22 protein-coding genes and 1 riboswitch are annotated in these 20,260 nt (G+C 74.6%); of the genes, 11 read left to right on the top strand and 11 right to left on the bottom strand.

The genetic code is table 11. The annotated features are described in order from the left end of the window. Positions 1 to 99 precede the first annotated feature (99 nt). Both ACI799_RS17270 and ACI799_RS17265 read left to right on the top strand, forming a co-directional pair. The gene (locus ACI799_RS17270; protein WP_456599631.1) at positions 100 to 456 is read left to right on the top strand and encodes an ArsR/SmtB family transcription factor; all 357 of its coding nucleotides are present in this window, start codon (positions 100 to 102) and stop codon (positions 454 to 456) included. Continuing rightward, positions 453 to 938: an SRPBCC family protein gene (locus ACI799_RS17265; protein WP_456613547.1), complete on the top strand. Its 486-nt coding sequence runs from the start codon at positions 453 to 455 to the stop codon at positions 936 to 938. Before ACI799_RS17270 ends, ACI799_RS17265 begins: the two co-directional genes overlap by 4 nt. A gap of 19 nt (positions 939 to 957) precedes the next feature. On the opposite strand, the gene ACI799_RS17260 is transcribed toward ACI799_RS17265, so the two are convergent. Beyond that, positions 958 to 1,761, bottom strand: a complete 804-nt coding sequence (locus ACI799_RS17260; RefSeq protein ID WP_456613546.1) for an MBL fold metallo-hydrolase — start codon at positions 1,759 to 1,761, stop codon at positions 958 to 960. A 62-nt stretch (positions 1,762 to 1,823) separates the two neighbouring features. Here ACI799_RS17260 and ACI799_RS17255 point away from each other — a divergent pair, with 62 nt between their 5' ends. From ACI799_RS17255 to gdhA, 6 genes are all read left to right on the top strand, one after another. Next, on the top strand, positions 1,824 to 3,338 hold the full coding sequence (locus ACI799_RS17255; protein ID WP_456613545.1) for a TldD/PmbA family protein: 1,515 nt from the start codon (positions 1,824 to 1,826) through the stop codon (positions 3,336 to 3,338). After that, positions 3,335 to 4,723 (top strand): metallopeptidase TldD-related protein, encoded by a 1,389-nt coding sequence (locus ACI799_RS17250; protein WP_456613544.1) that lies wholly within the window; start codon positions 3,335 to 3,337, stop codon positions 4,721 to 4,723. Before ACI799_RS17255 ends, ACI799_RS17250 begins: the two co-directional genes overlap by 4 nt. Before the next feature lie 232 nt (positions 4,724 to 4,955). Beyond that, the gene (locus ACI799_RS17245) at positions 4,956 to 5,258 is read left to right on the top strand and encodes a hypothetical protein (RefSeq protein ID WP_456591192.1); all 303 of its coding nucleotides are present in this window, start codon (positions 4,956 to 4,958) and stop codon (positions 5,256 to 5,258) included. A gap of 50 nt (positions 5,259 to 5,308) precedes the next feature. Beyond that, positions 5,309 to 5,797: a hypothetical protein gene (locus tag ACI799_RS17240; protein WP_456599627.1), complete on the top strand. Its 489-nt coding sequence runs from the start codon at positions 5,309 to 5,311 to the stop codon at positions 5,795 to 5,797. 177 nt (positions 5,798 to 5,974) lie between these two features. Beyond that, complete coding sequence (locus tag ACI799_RS17235; RefSeq protein WP_456591194.1) at positions 5,975 to 7,003, top strand: C40 family peptidase; 1,029 nt, start codon at positions 5,975 to 5,977, stop codon at positions 7,001 to 7,003. A 77-nt stretch (positions 7,004 to 7,080) separates the two neighbouring features. Continuing rightward, positions 7,081 to 8,430, top strand: a complete 1,350-nt coding sequence (gdhA, locus tag ACI799_RS17230; protein WP_456591195.1) for an NADP-specific glutamate dehydrogenase — start codon at positions 7,081 to 7,083, stop codon at positions 8,428 to 8,430. Here the strand turns inward: gdhA and ACI799_RS17225 are convergent. Next, positions 8,427 to 9,461, bottom strand: a complete 1,035-nt coding sequence (locus ACI799_RS17225) for a uroporphyrinogen decarboxylase family protein (protein ID WP_456597532.1) — start codon at positions 9,459 to 9,461, stop codon at positions 8,427 to 8,429. The two genes, gdhA and ACI799_RS17225, sit on opposite strands and share 4 nt — an antisense overlap. A 63-nt stretch (positions 9,462 to 9,524) precedes the next feature. On the opposite strand from ACI799_RS17225, the gene ACI799_RS17220 reads away from it, so the two are divergent. After that, on the top strand, positions 9,525 to 10,058 hold the full coding sequence (locus ACI799_RS17220) for a gamma carbonic anhydrase family protein (protein ID WP_456599624.1): 534 nt from the start codon (positions 9,525 to 9,527) through the stop codon (positions 10,056 to 10,058). Between the two features lie 9 nt (positions 10,059 to 10,067). Here ACI799_RS17220 and ACI799_RS17215 read toward each other — a convergent pair whose 3' ends face one another. The 9 genes from ACI799_RS17215 to ACI799_RS17175 all read right to left on the bottom strand — a co-directional run bounded on the left by ACI799_RS17215 (position 10,068) and on the right by ACI799_RS17175 (position 18,416). Next, on the bottom strand, positions 10,068 to 10,553 hold the full coding sequence (locus ACI799_RS17215) for a hypothetical protein (protein ID WP_456613543.1): 486 nt from the start codon (positions 10,551 to 10,553) through the stop codon (positions 10,068 to 10,070). A 5-nt stretch (positions 10,554 to 10,558) separates the two neighbouring features. After that, the gene (locus ACI799_RS17210) at positions 10,559 to 11,761 is read right to left on the bottom strand and encodes a cysteine desulfurase-like protein (RefSeq protein WP_456613542.1); all 1,203 of its coding nucleotides are present in this window, start codon (positions 11,759 to 11,761) and stop codon (positions 10,559 to 10,561) included. Between the two features lie 9 nt (positions 11,762 to 11,770). Continuing rightward, complete coding sequence (locus ACI799_RS17205; RefSeq protein WP_456613541.1) at positions 11,771 to 12,838, bottom strand: threonine aldolase family protein; 1,068 nt, start codon at positions 12,836 to 12,838, stop codon at positions 11,771 to 11,773. 25 nt (positions 12,839 to 12,863) lie between these two features. Next, positions 12,864 to 13,442, bottom strand: coding sequence for a YdeI/OmpD-associated family protein (locus ACI799_RS17200; protein WP_456613540.1), 579 nt, complete (start codon positions 13,440 to 13,442; stop codon positions 12,864 to 12,866). Positions 13,443 to 13,483: 41 nt separating this feature from the next. Beyond that, positions 13,484 to 14,560 carry a homoserine O-acetyltransferase MetX gene (metX, locus tag ACI799_RS17195; RefSeq protein WP_456613539.1) on the bottom strand — a complete coding sequence of 359 codons (1,077 nt, stop codon included), beginning with the start codon at positions 14,558 to 14,560 and terminating at the stop codon, positions 13,484 to 13,486. A gap of 2 nt (positions 14,561 to 14,562) precedes the next feature. Beyond that, positions 14,563 to 15,855 (bottom strand): bifunctional o-acetylhomoserine/o-acetylserine sulfhydrylase, encoded by a 1,293-nt coding sequence (locus ACI799_RS17190; RefSeq protein WP_456613538.1) that lies wholly within the window; start codon positions 15,853 to 15,855, stop codon positions 14,563 to 14,565. Positions 15,856 to 15,897: 42 nt separating this feature from the next. Continuing rightward, positions 15,898 to 16,013: riboswitch (SAM riboswitch) on the bottom strand. A gap of 87 nt (positions 16,014 to 16,100) precedes the next feature. Beyond that, positions 16,101 to 16,616 (bottom strand): hypothetical protein, encoded by a 516-nt coding sequence (locus tag ACI799_RS17185; RefSeq protein WP_456591203.1) that lies wholly within the window; start codon positions 16,614 to 16,616, stop codon positions 16,101 to 16,103. Continuing rightward, positions 16,613 to 17,509, bottom strand: coding sequence for a mechanosensitive ion channel family protein (locus tag ACI799_RS17180; RefSeq protein WP_456591204.1), 897 nt, complete (start codon positions 17,507 to 17,509; stop codon positions 16,613 to 16,615). Before ACI799_RS17180 ends, ACI799_RS17185 begins: the two co-directional genes overlap by 4 nt. 109 nt (positions 17,510 to 17,618) lie before the next feature. After that, positions 17,619 to 18,416 carry a thioesterase family protein gene (locus tag ACI799_RS17175; RefSeq protein ID WP_456591205.1) on the bottom strand — a complete coding sequence of 266 codons (798 nt, stop codon included), beginning with the start codon at positions 18,414 to 18,416 and terminating at the stop codon, positions 17,619 to 17,621. A 213-nt stretch (positions 18,417 to 18,629) separates the two neighbouring features. Here ACI799_RS17175 and ACI799_RS17170 point away from each other — a divergent pair, with 213 nt between their 5' ends. Together ACI799_RS17170 and ACI799_RS17165 are read left to right on the top strand one after the other, a co-directional pair. Next, a complete protein-coding gene (locus ACI799_RS17170; RefSeq protein WP_456591206.1) occupies positions 18,630 to 19,076 on the top strand; it encodes an STAS domain-containing protein in 447 nt (148 codons plus the stop codon). A gap of 43 nt (positions 19,077 to 19,119) precedes the next feature. Further along, the gene (locus ACI799_RS17165) at positions 19,120 to 20,091 is read left to right on the top strand and encodes an EamA family transporter (protein WP_456613537.1); all 972 of its coding nucleotides are present in this window, start codon (positions 19,120 to 19,122) and stop codon (positions 20,089 to 20,091) included. Positions 20,092 to 20,260 lie beyond the last annotated feature (169 nt).

Raw genomic sequence — 20,260 nt, 5'->3', positions numbered from 1 at the left:
CCCTCGGGCGGACGACACATTCCTCAACCGACCGGTTGACAAAGCTCGGAGGTGCGGCCTAGCGTCTTCGTCAACCGAGAGGTTGAGAAAGGATGTGACGTGGTGGCGGATCCGCTCTCCCGGGTGTTCTCGGCCCTGGCCGACCCCACCCGGCGGGACATCGTGGCGCGGCTCGCGGTCGGCGACGCCACGGTGGGCGAGCTCGCCGCGCCCTACGACGTGACCGTCCAGGCCGTCTCCAAGCACCTGAAGGTGCTGGAGGACGCCGGCCTGGTCAGCCGGAGCCGGGAGGCCCAGCGCCGCCCGGTGCACCTCGAGGCCGAGGTCTTCGACCTCATGACGAAGTGGATCGAGCGCTACCGGCGCCAGGCCGAGGAGCGCTACCGCCGGCTGGACGACGTCCTGCGAACCATGCCGGACGCCCCAGCCCCGTCCCAGGAAGGAAGCCCCTCATGACCACGAGCACCCACCGCGAGACCCGGATCGCCGCCGATCCGGACGTCCCGCTCATCCGCATCACGCGGGAGTTCGACGCGCCGCGGGAGAAGGTCTTCCGCGCCCACACCGAGCCCGACCTGGTCGTCCAGTGGCTCGGCCCGCGGGGCCTCGAGATGACGATCGACCGCTACGACTGCCGGACGGGTGGTTCCTACCGCTACGTCCACAGCCAGGACGGCGAGGAGTACGCCTTCTACGGCAGCTTCCACGAGGTGCGCCCCGACGAGCTGATCGTGCAGACGTTCACGTACGAGGGCATGCCCGACGAGGTCGTCCTGGAGAGGCTGCGCCTGGAGGACCTCGGCGACGGCCGCACCCGGCTGACCACGACCTCGCTGTGCGACTCCTTCGCCGGCCGCGACGCGATGCTCGCGAGCGGCATGGAGGTCGGCGTGAACGAGGGCTACGAGAAGCTCGACGAGCTGCTCGCCCGCAGGTGACCCGCACGCGGCGGGACGGTCAGGCGCGCAGGCTGATCGTCTCGCCGCGGTGGGCGGGGCGGACCGTGCCGGGCAGCTCGCGGCGGGCCACCTCGGCGACGAAGTCCCCGAGCGGGCTCTTGAACAGCGAGTAGTCGTCGTAGTGCACCGGCACGGTGACCGGCGGCTTCAGCAGCTCCACCAGGTCCGCGCCCTGGCGGCCGTCCATCGTGACGGTCAGCCCGAGCACCTTGGTGCCGCCCAGGTGCGGGATGACGACGTCCAGCGGGCCGCAGCGCGCGAGCACCTCGCCGAGGAACGGCCGGTACAGGGTGTCGCCGCTGATGTAGCCCCGCCAGCTGACCTCCCCGTCGCGCACCAGCTCCAGCACGCTGCCCATCACCTGCGGCAGCACCCGGGCCAGGGGGCCGGGGCCGTGCACGCCCGGCACGGAGGTCACCCGAAGCTCCTCGTCGTCGCGGGCGAACGTGTGCGTCTGCCAGGGCCGCAGGTCGGCGGTGCCGGTGAAGCCCCGGTCGGCCAGGCACTTCGACGCCTCCGGCGTGGTGACGACCGGCGTCTCCTTGGGCAGCGCCTTGGTGGCGATCCGGTCCCAGTGGTCGCCGTGCATGTGCGAGAGCAGGATGCCGTCCAGCTCCGGCAGCTGGGCCGGCAGCAGGGCCGGGTCGGTGAGCCGCTTGCTGCGCAGCCCGTACCCCAGGTGCGCCCGCTGCCCGCGGTGCAGGAAGTTCGGGTCGGTGAGCAGCGTGAACCCCCCGATCCGCAGCAGCATCGTCGCGGTGCCGCCGAAGGTCATGGTCACGTCGTCCGCAGCCCGGTCCATGCGCAGGCGCTTACCCCGGGCGCCCCACCTCACCCGTGCCCGGGCGCTGGTAGACAGGGGCGGTGCCCGTTCGCCGCACGATCGACGAGTCGTTCCTCGCCCTCCCGCTGTCCGCGCTCACCGACGCCGCGCTTACCCGCGCCATCGACCTCGGGTGCTCGCACGCCGACCTGCGGGTCGAGCGCATCCGCACCCAGACGATCAGCCTGCGCGACGCCCGCCCCGAGGCCTTCACCGACGGGGAGGACCTCGGCCTGGCCGTCCGCGTGGTGCACGAGGGCACCTGGGGGTTCGCCGCCGGCGTCGTCCTCACCGCCGCCGAGGCCGTCCGCCTCGCCGAGCAGGCCATCGCGGTGGCGCGGGTGGCCGCCGCGCTGAACTCCGACCGCGTGGAACTGGCCCCGGAGCCGGTGTACCCGGACGCCGAGTACGTCTCCGCCTACGACGTCGACCCGTTCACCGTGCCGGACGCCGAGAAGACGGCGCTGCTCACCGACCTGTCGGAGCAGCTGCTGGCCGGCGACGGCGTCGAGCACGTGCAGGCCACCTGCATGCTGGTCAAGGAGCAGAAGTACTACGCCGACACCGCCGGCACCCGCACCCGCCAGCAGCGGGTGCGCATCAACCCCGACCTGACCGCGCTCACCGTGGACCGGTCCACCGGGTCCTTCGAGAGCATGCGCACCCTCGCCCCGCCGGCCGGCCGCGGGTGGGAGTACCTCACCGGCACCGGCTGGGACTGGCGCGGGGAGCTGGCGGAGATCCCCGAGCTGCTGCGCGAGAAGACCAAGGCGCCCACGGTCACGGCGGGCCGCTACGACCTCGTCGTCGACCCCTCGAACCTGTGGCTGACCATCCACGAGTCCGTCGGCCACGCCACCGAGCTGGACCGGGCGCTCGGCTACGAGGCGGCCTACGCCGGCACGTCCTTCGCCACGCCCGACCGGCTGGGCACGCTTCGGTACGGCTCCCCGCTCATGGACGTCACCGGGGATCGCACCGCACTGCACGGGCTGGCCACCGTCGGCTGGGACGACGAGGGCGTGGCCGGCCAGCAGTGGGACATCGTCCGCGACGGCGTGCTCGTCGGCTACCAGGTGGACCGGAACATGGCCCGGCTGCAGGGCATGGCGCGCTCCAACGGCTGCGCCTACGCCGACTCGCCGGGGCACGTCCCCGTGCAGCGGATGGCGAACGTGTCGCTGCAGCCGGTGCCCGACGGCCCCTCCACCGGGGAGATCATCGCCGGGGTCGAGCACGGCATCTACGTCGTCGGCGACAAGAGCTGGTCGATCGACATGCAGCGCTACAACTTCCAGTTCACCGGCCAGCGCTTCTACCGGATCGAGAACGGCCGGCTCGCCGGCCAGGTGCGCGATGTCGCCTACCAGGCGACGACGACGGACTTCTGGGGCTCGATGACGGCGGTCGGCGGCCCGCAGACCTACGTCCTGGGCGGCGCGTTCAACTGCGGCAAGGCGCAGCCCGGCCAGACGGCGGCGGTCAGCCACGGCTGCCCGACCGCCCTGTTCGAGGGCGTGGCGATCCTCAACACGGTCGAGGAGGCCGGGCGATGAGCTACCAGCGGCCCCAGGACGTCGTCGAGCAGGCGCTGGCCGCCTCGACCGCCGACGGGCAGGTCACCGTCGTCGTCGAGGGGTCCGAGGCGAACCTGCGCTGGGCCGGCAACAGCCTGACCACCAACGGGGCGATGCGGTCGCGCTCGGTCGTGGTGATCTCCTTCGTCGATGGCGGCGCCGGGATGGCGGCCGGCACCGTGAGCCGTTCGGGCGCCCCGGATGTCGCCGAGCTGGTGCGGATGAGCGAGCAGGCCGCCCGGGACGCCGGGCCGGCCGAGGACGCGATGCCGCTGATCGCCGACACCCCGCCCGGAGCCGGCGACTGGGACGCCGAGCCCGCGCAGACCTCGATCGAGGTGTTCACCGAGTTCGCCCCGGCGCTCGGCCAGGCCTTCGGCGAGGCGGGCGACCGCGGCGAGCTGCTCTTCGGCTTCGCCGAGCACTCGATGCGCACCACCTACCTGGGCAGTTCCACCGGGTTGCGGCTGCGCCACGACCAGCCGACGGGGCGGGTGGAGCTCAACGGCAAGACGCCGGACTTCGGCCGCTCGGTGTGGGCCGGCACCGGCACCCGGGACTTCACCGACGTCTCGGTGGCGGCCCTCGCGGCCGACGTGCAGCAGAAGCTGGCGTGGTCCCGGCGACGGATCGACCTGCCGGCCGGCCGGTACGAGACGCTGCTGCCGCCGTCGGCGGTGGCCGACCTGATGATCTACCTCTACTGGACGATGGAGGCGCGGGACGCCGACGAGGGCCGCAACGTCTTCGCCCGGACCGGCGGGGGCAACCGCACCGGCGAGCGGCTGGCCGCCCTGCCGCTGACGCTGCGCAGCGACCCGCACGCACCCGGTCTGGAGGCGGCACCCTTCCAGGTGGTGGGCGCGTCGTCGGGCTCGGCCTCGGTGTTCGACAACGGCATGGCGGCGCCGGCGGTGGACTGGATCTCCGGCGGGGTGCTCACCAACCTGATCCGCCCGCGGGCCTGGGCGCTGAAGACCACCGCCCCGGTCACCGTCGCCGTGGACAACCTGATCCTCGAGGACCCGACCGCCACGGCCTCCCTCGAGGAGATGGTGGCCGCGACCGACAGCGGGCTGCTGCTCACCACCCTCTGGTACATCCGCGAGGTCGACCCGCAGACCCTGCTGCTCACCGGACTCACCCGCGACGGCGTCTTCCTGGTCGAGAACGGCGAGGTGACCGGTGCGGTGAACAACTACCGGTTCAACGAGTCCCCGGTCGACCTGCTCGCACGGGCGGTGCAGGCCGGCCGCACCGAGCGCACCCTGCCGCGGGAGTGGAACGACTGGTTCACCCGCACCGCGATGCCGCCCCTGCGGGTGCCGGACTTCAACATGAGCAGCGTCAGCCCCGCCAGCTGAGCCCTCCCCGGCGGGTCGGGGCCGTTCCGTCACAGTTCCGCCAAGTCGATCTCGCGCACGCTGGCGGAAACTGACGGGGACGTCGTGTGTTCATCGAACTACGCTCAGTTGCGATACCTGAGCGAGCGGATCGCTTTACCCAGACCCGGGTTCTGCCGAAACCTCTCGTAGCTCGATGACCGAGTACCGCACGCGAGCCCCGCTCCCACGGGGCTGTCGAGGGGAGGACTCCGTGACCAGGAGTCGCAAGCCGTCCGTCTTCCAGGTGGGCAAGGTCCGCGACGACGGGTACACCGTCGTCATCTCCGGCTGGGGGCTGGGCCTCTGCGCCGCCGCCTGCGCCTGCCACCGTCACCCGTCGGCCGGCCACCTCGCCATCGCCGAGGACCAGGCCGGTGGCTCCATCGGTCTGGTCAGCTTCCGCGAGGGCGGCTGCGACTGCTGCGAGCCGTGGACCTCCGAGGAGCTCTCGGCGATCCTGCGCGACTTCCAGGCCCTGGCCGGCCTCCAGGTGCAGGAGCCCCTCGCCGGCTGAGCGAAGACCCCGGGTTCGGAGGCGGCCCCGCGGGTAGGTGCGGTCCCGTGATGGGACGCGCTGCCCTGCGGGGCGCACTCGCCGGCCTGGCCGGCGTCGCCGTGATGACCCTGGGCGAGAAGGCCGAGCAGGCCCTCACCGGCCGCCCGGACAGCTACGTGCCGGCGCGCACGCTCACGGCGGTGAGCACCGGCCGGCGCCTGCCCGGCTCGGCCCGGCCGCCGGTCCGCAACCACCTCATGCACTGGGGCACCGGCGCGGCCGTCGGGGCGCTGCGCGGCATCTGGGCCGCCAGCGGGCTGCGCGGTCCGCGCGCGTCGGCCTGGCACACCTCCGTCCGGCTGGCCACCGACCAGACGCTGGAGAACGCCAGCGGTGTCGGTTCCCCGCCCTGGACCTGGTCCCGTCGCGACCAGGTCGTCGACGTCGCCCACAAGGCCGTCTACTCCTTCGTGACCGGCGCCGTCGCCGACCGTCTCGTCCCGCTCGCGCCCGACCGGCTGCCGGACGGCACCGCGGCGGGCCCGCGCCGTCGCTGAGACCCCACCCTCGTGGCGGTGGGCCCCTCCTGGGGCGCGTGTGACTCAGGAGGTGAACCCGGGGCCGGTCACCCGCGCGCCCCCCGCTACTCGTCGACAACAGCTCCCTACGGTCCGTTCTGACGCGCATGGTTGCGGCCCCTTCCCCGGGCCCGGCGCAGGTGATCGGAGGCCAGGGTGCACACGCAGCACACGACCACCCGTCGCCGCTCGCGTGCCGTCCTCGCGGTCGGCGCCGTGCTGGTGGCGGCAGCGACGGGCGTTCTCACCCCCACGGCGGCCTCGGCCGCGCCGGGCTCCGCGGCCGAGGCCGCCGAGCTGGTGCGCAAGACCGCCCAGGAGCTCACCGTCATCGACGAGCAGGTGCACGAGGCCCGGCTGACCGTCGCCGAGCAGCAGCGGATCGCCGAGGAGGCCGCCGCCCACGCGGCCACGGCCCAGGCCGCCGTCGCCGCGTTCGAGCCGCAGATGCGGGCCATCGCGCACACCGGCTACACCGGCAAGACGCGGTCGCGGGTGGCCGCGTTCCTCACCAGCGGCTCGGCTGACGAGCTCGTCCAGCAGATGACGACGCTGGACCTGATCGCCGACCACACCAACGGCGTCATCGCCCAGGTGGCCGCCGCCCAGGCCGCAGCGGAGCAGGCCCAGGCCACCGCCGACCAGGCCGCGGCGGCGGCGAAGGCCGGGCTCGAGCAGGTCACCGCCCAGCAGGCCGAGCTCGAGAAGCAGATCGCCGACCACCGCGCCGACTACGCCCGGCTCTCGGCCGCCGAGCAGGCCCGGGTCGCGACCGCGCTGGCCGGGCCGGCCCTCGCCACGCCGTCGGCCGGCAGCCTTCCCGACGCTCCCAGCGGTGCCGCGGCGGCGGCCGTGCAGGCCGCACTCGGCCAGGTGGGCGACCCCTACGTCTGGGGCGCCTCGGGCCCCGACGGCTTCGACTGCTCCGGCCTGACGTCCTACGCCTACGCCGCCGCCGGCATCTCCCTCCCGCACAGCAGCCGCGCGCAGTCCCAGCTCGGCCGCGAGGTGCCGCGGTCGGAGCTCCAGCCCGGCGACCTCGTCTACTTCTACTCGCCGGTCAGCCACGTGGGCCTCTACATCGGCAACGGCATGATGGTGCACGCCCGCACCTTCGGCCGGCCGGTCGCCGTCACCAGCGTCGACCAGAACGGGTACCGGGGCGCCCGCCGCCTCGTCGGCTGACGGCCCCCGGCCCGGCGCGCGGCGCCGCCGCGACGTACGTTGCCCCTGCACGGCGACGGACGGCGAGGAGGCCGGAGATGAGCGGCGAGGTACCGGCCACGGTGCTGGGCATCTACGACGAGGTGCTGCGGCGCAACCCTGGCGAGACGGAGTTCCACCAGGCCGTCCGCGAGGTCCTGGAGTCGCTCGCCGTGGTGCTCGACCGGCACAGCGAGTACACCGAGATGAAGACCGTGGAGCGGATCTGCGAGCCGGAGCGGCAGATCATCTTCCGCGTCCCGTGGCAGGACGACCGCGGCGAGGTGTGGATCAACCGCGGCTTCCGCGTGGAGTTCAACTCCGCGCTCGGCCCCTACAAGGGTGGGCTGCGGTTCCACCCCTCGGTGAACCTGGGCATCGTCAAGTTCCTGGGCTTCGAGCAGATCTTCAAGAACGCCTTGACCGGCATGCCCATCGGCGGCGGCAAGGGCGGCTCCGACTTCGACCCCAAGGGCCGGTCGGACGCCGAGATCATGCGGTTCTGCCAGTCGTTCATGACCGAGCTGTACCGGCACCTCGGCGAGTACACCGACGTCCCCGCCGGTGACATCGGCGTGGGCGCGCGGGAGATCGGCTACCTCTTCGGCCAGTACAAGCGGATCACCAACCGCTACGAGTCCGGTGTGCTCACCGGCAAGGGGCTCGGCTGGGGTGGCGCGCTGGTCCGCACCGAGGCCACCGGGTACGGCGCCGCCTTCTTCGCCGACGCCATGATGCGGGCCCGCGGGGAGTCCTTCGACGGCCGGCGGGTCGTCGTCAGCGGGTCGGGCAACGTGGCCGTCTACGGCATCGAGAAGGTGCACCAGCTGGGCGGCACCGTCGTCGCCTGCTCCGACTCCGGCGGCTACGTCGTGGACGACGCCGGCATCGACCTCGACCTGCTCAAGCAGGTCAAGGAGGTCGAGCGTGGGCGGGTGGCCGACTACGCGGAGCGCCGGGCCTCGGCGAGCTTCGTGCCCGGCGGCAGCATCTGGGACGTGCCGTGCGACGTCGCCGTCCCCAGCGCCACGCAGAACGAGCTGGACGGCGACGCCGCCGCCGTCCTCGCGCGCAACGGCTGCCGGTACGTGGTGGAGGGCGCAAACATGCCCGCCACCCCGTCGGCGGTGAAGGTGTTCCGGGAGGCGGGCGTCGGCTTCGCCCCCGGGAAGGCGGCCAACGCCGGCGGCGTCGCGACCTCCGCGCTGGAGATGCAGCAGAACGCCTCGCGCGACCGCTGGACCTTCGAGCACAGCGAGGCGCGGCTCGAGGAGATCATGCGGGACATCCACGCCCGCTGCCACGAGACCGCCGAGGAGTACGGCTCACCGGGTGACCTGGTGCTCGGTGCCAACGTGGCCGGGTTCCTCCAGGTGGCCGAGGCGGTGCACGCGCACGGCTTGATCTAGAGCTCGGCGCGCAGCAGCTCCGCGGCGAGGGCGAGCGAGCGCATCTTGCCGGCCGCGGACTCCCGGGGCAGGTACTTCAGCCCGCAGTCGCTGGTGAGCACCAGGCGGGCGACGTCCACGTCGTCCAGCGCGCGGCGCACCCGGTCGGCCACGACCTCGGGGGTCTCGACCTCCGGCGTGGACAGGTCGAGGACCCCCAGGGCGATGCCCTTGCCGCGCAGCGGCCGCAGCGTGGCCGGGTCGAGGTGCGACTGCGCCGTCTCGACGGCGACGGTGTCGACGGGGGTGTCGGCGAGCTCGGGGAGGAACGAGTAGCCGGTGGGGCGCTCGGAGACCATCGCCGCGTAGCCGAAGCACAGGTGCAGGTGCACCGGACCCGGCGCGCCCTCCACCGCGCGGGTCACCGCCTCGGCCCCGTACTCGCGCGCGACCTCGGGGCGGGCCTGCAGCCACGGCTCGTCGATCTGCACGATGTCGGCCCCGGCGGCGAAGAGATCGGCGATCTCCGCGCGGACGACGTCGGCGTAGGCCAGGGCCAGCGCGCGGCCGTCGCCGTAGTGGTCGTCCTGCGCCTGCTGCGCCATGGTGAAGGGGCCGGGGACGGTGATCTTGACGGTCCGCTCGGTGTGCGCCCGCAGGAAGCGCACGTCGTCGGCCTGGATCGGGGCGGGCCGGGTGATCGCGGCCCGCACCCGCGGCACCGGGATCGGCTTCCCGGACCGGTTGAGCACGGTGCCGGGGTCGTCGACGTCGACGCCGGTCAGCGCGGTCGCGAAGTGGTTGGAGTACGACTCCCGCCGGATCTCGCCGTCGGTGACGATGTCCAGCCCGGCCTCCTCCTGCGAGCGGATCGCCAGCCGGGTCGCGTCGTCCTGCGCCTCGGCCAGCAGGTCCGGCGCCACCCGCCACAGCTCCCGTGCGCGCACCCGGGGCGGGAACTGGTGGGCCAGCCGGTCGCGGTCGATGAGCCAGCCGGGCTGGGGCAGGCTCCCCACGATCGACGTGGGCAACGGGGGGAGGTGCGCGGGCATGCCGGGAAGTCTGCCGGGAGTGCGACCGGTGCGCGCAGCCCGGGGCTGTGCTGAGGTGGGCGGGTGGACGACGCATTCATCGGAGCCCTGGAGTTCGGCGAGCCGCGGATCGACGAGGCCGCGTTCGTGGCGCCGACGGCGGTGGTGGTGGGCGCGGTGACGATGGGCCCGCGGTCGAGCATCTGGTACGGCGCCGTCGCCCGGGCCGACGCCGAGGTCATCGAGATCGGCGCCGACTCGAACATCCAGGACGGCTGCGCACTGCACTCCGACCCCGGCTTCCCCCTGGTCGTGGGGGAGCGCGTCTCGGTGGGGCACCGGGTGGTGCTGCACGGCTGCCGCATCGACGACGAGGTGCTCGTGGGCATGGGCAGCGTGATCATGAACGGCGCGCACATCGGCTCCGGGTCGATCGTCGCCGCCGGCGCCGTCGTCACCCAGGGCAAGGTCTTCCCGCCGCGTTCGCTCATCGCCGGCGTCCCCGCGAAGGTGCTGCGCGAGGCCACCGACGACGACCAGCTGCACATCCAGGGCAACGCGATCAGCTACACCGACCGGCTGGACGCGGCGCGCAGGGTGCGCCGACTGGAGCGCTGAGCCGGCCGGCTACGCCGGTGCGGGGACCAGCGAGTAGAACGCTCCGCCGTCGGCGGTCCGGTCCTGCTCCGCCACCGTGAAGACGGCCTCCTCGCGCGGCATGGTCAGCGGCACCGGACTCCGGGCACCGCAGGGGTCGCCGGCAGCCCGGGGCAGCCTCGCCCACGTCGCCACGCCGTCGTCCCGGCTGAACACGAACAGCACCTGGGTCTCCGACAGATCAGTGCCCGGGAAGCCGGACCAGGAGAAGCCGAGCCGCTCGGTCACATCGCTCTCGTCCTCGTACGGGCAGACGAAGGTGAGGCGTTCCCAGTCGCCGCTCACCACCTCGCGGAGATCGACCGTCGTGCCCGACTCCGCCCCCTCCGCCAGCGCGCGGGTGAGCGCGTCGGCCACCGCTTCGTCGTTCTCGCCGCACCCGGCGAGCGCGGCGGCGCACAGCGTCAAGAAGGCGGCCGTGCGGCGGCCGCGGGACGAGGCGTGGTGTCGGGGCACGGCCGTCAGCCCTCGGCCAGCCACGCGCGCAGGCCGGCGAGCAGACGGTCGACGTCGTCGGCGTCGCTGTAGGGGGCCAGCCCGGCCCGCAGGCCGCCGGTGTCGCCGAGCCCGAGCCAGCGGCTCGCCTCGATCGCGTAGAAGTGTCCGGCCGGCGCGTTGACGCCCCGGCCGGCGAGGAACCGGTAGGCGTCGGCGGGATCGCGGTCGGCGAAGGTCAGCAGCAGCGTCGGGGTGCGGTGCGCCGCCCGCGACCACAGCCGGACGCCCGGCAGCTCCGCCAGCCCGGCCTCCAGGCGCTCCCGCAGCCGGTCCTCGTGCTCCTCGATCGCGAGCATCGCCGCGGCCAGCCGCTCCCGGCGCCGCCCGGAGCCCCCGAGGCCGGCCAGGAAGTCCACCGCCGCCGTCGTCCCGGCCAGCAGCTCGTAGGGCAGCGTGCCGAGCTCGAAGCGCTCGGGCACCGCGTCCGTCGACGGCAGCAGCTTGGCCGGGCGCAGGGTGGCCAGGAACGCGGGATCGGCGGCGAGCACGCCGCAGTGCGGGCCGAGGAACTTGTACGGCGAGCAGAGGAAGACGTCGGCGCCCAGCGCCCGGACGTCGACCGGCGCGTGCGCGGTCAGGTGCACGCCGTCGACGACGAGCAGCGCGCCGGCCGCGTGCACCCGCCCGGCGATCGCGGCCAGGGGCGGTCGGGTGCCGATCAGGTTCGACGCCCCGGTCACCGCCACCACGCGGGTGCGGTCGGTCAGCACCGCCGCGACGTCGTCGGCGGTCAGCTCCCCGGTGGCCGGGTCGAAGGCGGCCCACCGCACCGTCGCGCCCGCGCCCTCGGCGGCCCGCACCCAGGGCCGGATGTTCGCGTCGTGGTCGAGCCGGGTCACCACCACCTCGTCGCCGGGGCCCCAGCCCGCGGCGAGGGTGCGGGCGAGGTCGAAGGTGAGCGCGGTGGCGCTGCGCCCGAACACGACGCCGGTGGGGTCGGCGCCCAGCAGGTCCGCCATCGCCAACCGTGCGGCCAGCACCGTCTCGTCGGCGAACCGCTCCGCGGCGGTGACGGCGCCGCGGTTGCTGATCGGCGCGGTCAGCGTCGCCGCGACCGCGCGGCCCACCTGCTCGGGCACCTGGGTGCCGCCGGGGCCGTCGAAGTGCGCGGTGCCGCTCGCCAGCGACGGGAAGGAGGCGCGGAGCGCGGCGACGTCGAGGCTCACGGCCCGACGCTAGCCGCGGCCGGCCAGTGCGGCGATGGCGGCCCGGATCTCCGGGACGTCCAGGGCCAGCGTCGCGTCGCCCACCGGCAGCTCCACCCGCACGACGGCGGGGTCGCCGGTGGGCATCGCCTGCGGCCAGGTCCACAGCCCGTCGACGGCCAGCGCTCGGGCCGCGGCGGTGAAGGCCTCCGGCGTCGTGCGCAGCAGCAGGTGCAGCATCGGCGTCTCCGGCGGATCGGGGACGACGGTGACACCCGGCAGGTCGCGGACGGCGTCGGCCACCTCGCGGGCGCGCGCCAGGTAGGCGGGCATCAGCGGCAGCCGCCGGCGCAGGCAGGCCAGCGCCGACGCCGCGCCCGGCCACATCCCGAACAGGGTGCCGCCCAGCCGCCGGCGCCACTCCCGGACCTCCGCGACGACGTCGGCCGGGCCGGCCAGGCAGCAGCCGGCCAGCGCGCCGATGCCCTTGTAGAAGCTGACGTAGACGGTGTCGAACAACCCGGCGATCTCGGCCGGCGTGCGGTCGTAGCCGGCCGAGGCCTCCCACAGCCGGGCGCCGTCCAGGTGCGCCGCGGCGCCGCGCTCCCGGGCCCAGGCCACCTGCGCGGCCAGGTCGTCCCACGGCGGCAGCCGCCCGCCCAGATCGCGCTGGGGCAGCTCCACCAGCAGCGCGGCAGGCAACTCGGCGACCGCGTCCAGATCGGTGCGCAACAGCGGCCCGTACCGGTTCCCCGCCGGGCGCAGCACCATGCCGTGCAGCCGCTCGAACGCCTGCTCCTCGTGCCGGATCAGGTGGCTCTCGGGGTGGCAGACGACGGTGCGCCGGCCGCGACGGTCCGCGTGCACGCGCAGCGCCGCCTGCTGCGCCATGACCCCGCTGGGCAGGTACGCCGCCGCCGGCAGGCCGAGCAGCCCGGCGACCTCGGCCTCCAGCCCGGCCACCACCCCGCCCTCGCCGTACCGGTCCGGGGCGGTGCCGGGCGGGACCGTGGCCAGCAGGTCGGCCGGCCGCCACTCGCCGTGCCCGGTCAGCGCGCGGGTGCAGGCCTCGCGCAGCGCGAGGAGGTCGTCGTCCACCCGGGAAGTCTCGCCCGCCGGGTGGTCAGTGGAAGCGGCGCCCCTCGGCCAGCATCTGCACGGCGGCGGCGATCCGCTTGGCCCGGCCCGCCGGCGTGACGGCGGTGTGCACCCGCCAAAGGACGGCGTAGCGGTTCTGGCCGTCGAGGGCGTCGAAGGCGGCCCGCGCGCCGGGTTGCGCGTCCAGGGCCGCGGCGAGGTCGTCGGGCACGGTGATGGTGGCCGCGCCCGGATAGGCGCGTGCCCACCGGCCGTCGGCCTGCGCGGCCGCCACGGCGGCCAGGCCCGCCGGGCGCATCCGGCCCTCGGCGGTCAGCCGCTCCACGGTGGCGACGTTCTTCTGCGACCACACGCTGCGCGCGCGGCGCGGGGTCAGCCGCAGCAGGTGGTAGGAGTCGTCCAGCCGCAGGCCGCGCCCGTCGATCCAGCCGAAGCACAGGGCCGACTCGACGACCTGCGCCGCGGTGACCGAGGGGATGCCCGAGCCCTTGCGCGCGATCTGCACGTAGAGGCCCGGCGCGGTGGCGTGGTGGGCCTCCAGCCAGGCCTCCAGGGCGGGCTGGTCGGCGAACGGCAGCATCGGCAGATCCGTCGGCGCGGGCACGGCCCCATCCTGGACCCGCGGTACGACGGGTTCCGGAGGTGTCAGCCCGTCAGCAGCTCGCGCAGGAGCGCGTCCACCGCGGGGGCCTCGACGAGGAAGCCGTCGTGGCCGTACGGGGAGGAGATCAGCCGCAGCGGGACGCCGAGCGCGTCGGCCACCCGCTGCTGCTGCTCCGGGGGGTACAGCCGGTCGCTGTCCACGCCGGCGACGAGCGCGCGGGCGGTCACCCGGGCCAGCGCCGCCTCGACGCCACCGCGGCCCCGGCCGACGTCCCAGCTGTTCATCGCCTCGGTGAGGAGCACGTAGCTGCCGGCGTCGAACCGGCCGGTCAGCTTCGCCCCGTGGTGCTGCAGGTAGGAGGCGACCGCGTAGCGGCCGTCCTCCTGCACCCGGGTGCCGAAGCGCGCATCCAGCTCCGCCGCGCTGCGGTAGGTGAGGTGGGCGATCCGCCGGGCGACGTCCAGGCCGTCCGCCGGCGGGTCGGCGAGCGGGTAGTCCCCGCCCCGCCAGCGGGGGTCGGCCCGCACGGCCGCCTGCTGTGTGGTCTGGGTGCCGATCTGGTCGGCCGAGGCGACGGCGGTCGAGGCGAGGAAGAAGAGCGCGGCCACCCGGCCGGGGAACGCGACCGCCCACTCCAGCGCCCGCATGCCGCCCATCGAGCCGCCGGCGACGCACGCCCAGCGCCGCACGCCGAGCGCGTCGGCCAGCGCCGCCTCGGCGCGCACCTGGTCGCCGACGGTCACCCCGGGGAAGCGTGCCCCCCACGGGGCGCCGTCGGGGGCGGCCGACGACGGCCCCGTCGTCCCCTGGCAGCCTCCGAGCACGTTGGCGCAGACGACGAAGAACCGGTCGGTGTCCAGGGCGGCACCCGGGCCGACGACGCCGCCCCACCAGCCGGGCGTCGGGTGGCCGGGCCCGGCCGGCCCGACGACGTGGCTGTCACCGGTGAGCGCGTGCTCGATCAGCACCGCGTTCCCGCCGTCGGGCGCGAGCGTGCCCCAGCACTCGTAGGCGATGCGCACGCCGGGCAGGCTCCCGCCGCGCTCCAGCTCGAACGGGCCGGGCAGGTCGAGGAACCGGCGGTCGCCCGCCGGGTCGCCCTCGACCCACCCGCCCACCGTCAGGCCGACTTGGCGGCGCGGAACCCGGCCTCCAGGTCGGCGAGGATGTCCTCGATGCCCTCCAGGCCGACGGCGAGGCGCACCAGACCCGGCGTGACCCCGGTGGTCAGCTGCTCCTCGGGGGTGAGCTGGGAGTGCGTCGTGGAGGCGGGGTGGATGACCAGGCTGCGCACGTCGCCGATGTTGGCGACGTGGCTGTGCAGCTCCAGCGCCTCCACGAACCGCTTGCCGGCCTCGACGCCGCCGTGCAGCTCGAAGGTGAGGACGGCGCCGGCGCCCTTCGGCGCGTACTTCTGCTGCGCGGCGTGCCACGGCGAGGAGGGCAGCCCCGGGTAGTTCACCCGCTCGACGGCGTCGTGGGCCTCGAGGAACTCGGCCACCCGCTGCGCGTTGGCGACGTGCCGCTCCATGCGCAGCGACAGCGTCTCGATGCCCTGCACCACGAGGAAGGCGTTGAACGGGGAGACCGCGGGCCCCAGGTCGCGCAGCAGCTGCACCCGGGCCTTGAGCGCGAACGCCGGCGCGCCGAGGTCGGCGTAGACGACCCCGTGGTACGTCGGGTCGGCGGTGGTGAACATCGGGTGCCGGCCGCCGGTCCAGTCGAACGTGCCGCCGTCGACGATGAGCCCGGCGATGACCGTCCCGTGGCCGCCGAGGTACTTGGTGGCCGAGTGGACGACGACGTCGGCGCCGAACTCCAGCGGGCGGATCAGGTACGGCGTCGCGATGGTGTTGTCGACGATCAGCGGGACGCCGTTGCGGTGGGCGACACCGGCGACGATCTCGATGTCGAGGATGTCGCCCTTCGGGTTGCCGATCGACTCGGCGAAGAACGCCCGGGTGTTCTCCTGGACGAGGGACTGCCAGTTCTCCGGGTCGTCGGGGTCCTCGACGAAGGAGACGGTGATGCCCATCTTCGGCAGCGAGTGGTGCAGCAGGTTGTAGGTGCCGCCGTAGAGCGAGGCGGACGCCACGATGTGGTCGCCGGCCTCGGCGAGGTTGAGGATCGCCAGGGTCTCCGCGGCCTGCCCGGAGGCGACGGCGAGCGCGGCGACGCCGCCCTCCAGCGACGCGACGCGCTGCTCCAGCGCGTCCTGCGTCGGGTTCATGATCCGCGTGTAGATGTTGCCCATCTCGGCCAGCGCGAACAGGTCCGCGGCGTGCTGGGTGTCGCGGAACTGGTAGGCCGTCGTCGCGTAGATGGGCAGTGCCCGGGCACCGGTGGCCGGGTCCGGGCTCGTGCCGGCGTGGATCTGCCGGGTCTCGAAGCTCCAGCTCTGCGGGTCGGTCATGCGCCGTCTCCTCTCGCTCGCGGAGACCCGCGGCGCACGGGAGCTCCGTCCTTGCCGGGGGGCGGGCGCCTCCCGGCCGGCTCTTCCCCTGGAGCACCTCAGACGGAGTAGAGGTTGCCGGGCAGCCAGCCAGGTGCTTCGCGCTGCCTCTCAGGAGCCGAGGTGATCCTAGGACGCGCCGCAGGGGAGTGCGCGCCGCCCCCGTGGCGGGACGGATGTCCCACGTGAAACACCGGCCCCGTCGGTCACCCGGTCGGGGAGGCGGGGTCGGTCTCGTCGCCGGTGCCCCCCGTGTCGCCGGTCGGCTCCGGTCCGGTGGTCTCCGGAGCCGTCGTGGTCGGCTCGGTGGTCGGGGACGGCGAGTCGGTCGTCGGGGTGCTGGGCCGGGACGTCGTCGTCGGGGCCGGCTCCGTCTCCTCGGTGGTCGTCGGCTCCGTCTCCTCGGTGGTGACCGGCTCGGTCTCCTCGGCCTGCTCGGTGACCTGGCCCCGGGTGTCCGGCTCGCCGGGGGCCGGCGGCTTGACGTTGAGGTACAGCGCGAAGACGGAGACGAACAGCACGGCGAGCACGACCGTGGAGGTGCGCGCCCGGCCCAGGTGCTTGGGCACGGCCGACCACCAGCGGTGGCGCGGCGCCGCGGTCGTGCCGGTGGGCGCCCCGGCATCGGCGGCCGCGGCGGCGGGCGCCGTGCTGACGACGGGTTCGTCGGAGGCCCGGGCGGTGGCGTCGGTCGGGTCGCGGCGCTCGTCGGGGGCGGTCACGAAACCTCCTCCTGGACGGCGGTCGCGCCGTCCCGCGCCGCGACCGAGGTGGTGGGCTGCGGCACCTGCATGCCCTGGCTGCGGAAGGCCTGGACGATGCGCGCCCGCAGGTCGCGGCCGACCTCGAACTGCTTGCCGGGGAGCGTGCGGGCGACCACCCGTACGTTCACCTCGTCCAGGCCGAGGGTCTCCACCCCCATGACCGTGGGCGGGTCGAGCAGCAGCGGCCGCATCGCCGGGTCCCGGAACGCCTCCCGGCCCACCTCCCGCAGGATCTCGTTGGCCCGGTTCACGTCCACCGTGGTCGGCACCGGCACGTCGACGACGGCGCGCGCCCAGTCGCGGGACAGGTTCACGACCTTGACGATCTGGCCGTTGGGCACGGTCACGACCTCGCCGTTGGGCGAGCGCACCCGCGTGACGCGCAGGGTGACGTCCTCGACGGTGCCGTTCGCCGGGTCGCCACCGCCCACGACCTGGATGGAGACGACGTCGCCGAACCCGTACTGGCGCTCGGTGATGATGAAGAAGCCGGCCAGCACGTCACCGACGATGCGCTGGGCGCCGAAGCCCAGGCCCACGCCGAGCACCGTGGCAGGCGCGACCAGGCCGGTCACCGGGATGCCGAGCCGGTCGAGGATGAAGAAGACCGAGATCGAGTAGATGAGCACGACCGCCGCCCAGGTGAGCACCTGGGTCAGCGAGTGGCGGTGCTTGGCCGCCTCCGACCGGACCAGCGCGTCCCCGCCGGTGGAGTTCCGGTCGATCCGGTCGGTGATCTTGTCGCCCACCCAGCCGACGAAGCGGGCGAGCAGGACCGAGCCGAGGACGATCAGCACCACTTCGAGACCCCGCCCGGACAGCCAGTCCAGCACGTCTCTCAGCGCGTCCACGGGGCGGCACTCCGATCATCGGGGGAAGCGACCTCTCCACCTTGCGCACCGCCGCCCGGCGATGCCAGCCCGACCCGCCGCCCACTGCCGGTGGTGACGGAGAGATCGCTCACGGCGTCTCCCGCGGCTCGACGAACAGCGACTGCGTGGACCGCCCGATCGGGCCGTCGACGTCGAAGAGGACCGCGAAGCACTGCGCCGCCCCGGTGCCGCCGTGCACGGTCTCGGCGGCCATCCCCAGCCACTCCCCGCGCGGGGGCCGGTGCAGCGCCACGGAGAGGTCGACGTTGGCGAACGTGGCCCGCGTCCAGTCGAGGCTGGCGGAGATGCCGCTCGCGGCGTCGGTCATGACCAGCAGGTGCTGCAGCGGCGTCATCGGCTCTCCGGCGACCAGCTCGCACTCGGGGCGGGTCCAGGCCGTGGCCGGCCCCGGGCCGTTGAAGGTCCCCGCGGCGAACCGCCACTCCAGCGCCCGGTGGTAGGCGATCTCGGTGGTGAAGAACCCCGCCCGCTCGGGGCGGCTCTCCTCGGGTCCGGACGGCGCCGGGTGCGGCTGCCCGGTCGCCGGGGCGGCGTCGTCGCGGGAACGCATCCGCCAGGCCGACAGCCGCATGAGCGGGCGGTCGTCGCCGGTGTCGAGGACCGCCTCCACCAGCTCGATCCGCCGGCCGGGGCGGATCACCGAGGTGCGCACCCGCACCGGGCCGACCGGGACCGGCGCCAGGATGTCGTAGGCCAGCCGCACGGTCTGCCCGCCGACGATCCCGCCGGCCCGCTCGACGGCGCGCAGGAGCAGGGCGGCGGGCGGCCCCGCGTGCTGGTGGGCGGCGTCCCAGGGGCCGATGGTCAGGGCCGTGGCGGTGAATCCGTCGCCGTCGGGCAGGTAGAGGGCCTCGGGCACGTCCATGGACGGAAGTCTGTCGCCGTCGGTCGCCGCTCCGGGCGCCGGGTCTCCCGCGACGCCTCCGGTGCGTGCTGCCGCGGTGCCGCGCTGTTACAGCACGCCTGCCGGGCGTGGCTCTTCGGCCGATCCGGTATCGCAATCCGTTGTACCGCCGGACCGCCGTCCGTACGGTCCGCACGACGGGGGCAGCGACCGTCGGCACGAGGGGGAACACGGATGGTGCGGGCGCACGAGTGGGACATCAGCCGGCGGCTGTCCAGGCCACCCGGGGGGCGCCGACCGTGGTGGGTGTCGCACCCCGCTCCGGAGCCGGCCAGGCTCCGCCTGCAGTGGGAGGCGGCCGGCGGCCACGCCCTCGTCGTGGTGGACGGGGACATCGACCTGGTGACCGCGCCCCAGCTGGAGGCGTTCGTCGCCGAGCGCCCGCTCGCCGGCTGCACGGTCCTCGAGCTCGACCTCGGTGGCGTCCCCTCGATGGGCTCGGGGGGGCTCTCGGTGCTCATCGGCGTCCGCCGGTGGTGCCTCCAGCGCGGCATCGACCTGCTGCTGCGCAACGCCCAGCCCTCGGTGTGGCGGGTGTTCGAGGCGACGGGGCTGGACGCCGTCTTCACCGCCTCCGGTCGCGAGTCGCACCCGCCGGCGCACCAGCTCGCCCTCTTCTGAGCCGGTAGGTGTCTCGGCCGCGGTAGCCCGCTACCGTGCGCGCGTGCCCCGTACCGTCCGCCCCGGCCTCGGGTACGCGCTGACCCTCGCGGCGGCGGCGTTCTTCGCGGTCAACGGCACCGTCTCCACGCTCGCCCTCCAGGCCGGTCTCTCCGCGCCGCGGTTGACCGCGTTGCGGTGCACCGGCGCAGCCGTGGCCCTGCTCGCGGTCCTGCTGGTGGTGGCCCCGGGCCGGCTGCGGGTCGCCCGCCGGGAGCTTCGGCTGCTGGCGGTCCTCGGCGTCGTCGGGATCGCCATGACGCAGTACCTCTTCTACGTGGCCATCGGTCGCCTGCCCGTGGGCATCGCGCTCGTCTTCGAGTTCACCGGGACCGTGCTCATCGCCGTCTACGTGTGGCTCGTCCGCCGCGAGAAGGTGCGCCGCCGGGTGTGGGCGGCCCTGGTGCTGTCGTTGTCCGGGCTGGCCCTGGTGACCGAGATCTGGACCGGAGGCGGTTCGCTCGACGTGCTCGGCGTCGCAGCGGGCCTCGGCGCCGCCGTGGCTCTGGCGACCTACTACCTCATCGGCGAACGGGGCACCGTGTCGCGGGACCCCGTCACCCTCACCTGCTGGGCCTTCGTCGCCGCCGCCGTCTTCTGGGCGGTGGCCGCGCCGTGGTGGCAGTTCGATGCCGCGGTGCTCGGCCGCGACGTGCCCGTCTCGATCGGCTCCCTCGAGCTCCCGCTGTGGGTCCTGGTGGCCTGGATCGCGGTGATGGGCGCGGTCGTGCCGTTCGGGCTGTCGATCGCCGCCCTGCGCCACCTGCCGCCGACCGCGGCGGGGCTGGTGGCCACGGCGGAGCCGGTGTTCGCCTCCGTCGTCGCCTGGCTGTGGGTCGAGCAGGTCCTCACCGCCTGGCAGGTCGTGGGTGGCGCCGTCGTCCTCACGGGGATCGCGCTGGCGCAGACGGCGCGCACCGCGGTCCCGCCGACCGCGCCGCCCCTGCCGGAGAGCCCGGCCCCGCTGTCGAGGTGACCCGGAACCGCCGGAACCGGCGCGGTGTCGTGGTTTTGGGGGGTGGGGGGGGGGGGGGGGGGGGGGGGGCGGGGGTGGGGGGGGGGGGGGGGGGGGGGGGGGGGGGGGGGGGGGGGGGGGGGGGGGGGGGGGGGGGGGGGGGGGGGGGGGGGGGGGGGGGGGGGGGGGG

It is taken from the genome of Blastococcus sp. SYSU DS0753 (assembly GCF_054051175.1).
Note: the sequence above shows the minus strand (reverse complement) of the source record. Positions and strands in the feature narration are given on the sequence as shown.

Coding starts and splice junctions, on each gene's coding strand:
- ACI799_RS17265 (WP_456613547.1), top strand. CDS start 453: ATGACCACGAGCACCCACCGCGAGACCCGGATCGCCGCCGATCCGGAC.
- ACI799_RS17260 (WP_456613546.1), bottom strand. CDS start 1,761: ATGGACCGGGCTGCGGACGACGTGACCATGACCTTCGGCGGCACCGCG.
- ACI799_RS17250 (WP_456613544.1), top strand. CDS start 3,335: ATGAGCTACCAGCGGCCCCAGGACGTCGTCGAGCAGGCGCTGGCCGCC.
- ACI799_RS17240 (WP_456599627.1), top strand. CDS start 5,309: ATGGGACGCGCTGCCCTGCGGGGCGCACTCGCCGGCCTGGCCGGCGTC.
- gdhA (WP_456591195.1), top strand. CDS start 7,081: ATGAGCGGCGAGGTACCGGCCACGGTGCTGGGCATCTACGACGAGGTG.
- ACI799_RS17225 (WP_456597532.1), bottom strand. CDS start 9,461: ATGCCCGCGCACCTCCCCCCGTTGCCCACGTCGATCGTGGGGAGCCTG.
- ACI799_RS17190 (WP_456613538.1), bottom strand. CDS start 15,855: ATGACCGACCCGCAGAGCTGGAGCTTCGAGACCCGGCAGATCCACGCC.
- ACI799_RS17175 (WP_456591205.1), bottom strand. CDS start 18,416: ATGGACGTGCCCGAGGCCCTCTACCTGCCCGACGGCGACGGATTCACC.
- ACI799_RS17170 (WP_456591206.1), top strand. CDS start 18,630: ATGGTGCGGGCGCACGAGTGGGACATCAGCCGGCGGCTGTCCAGGCCA.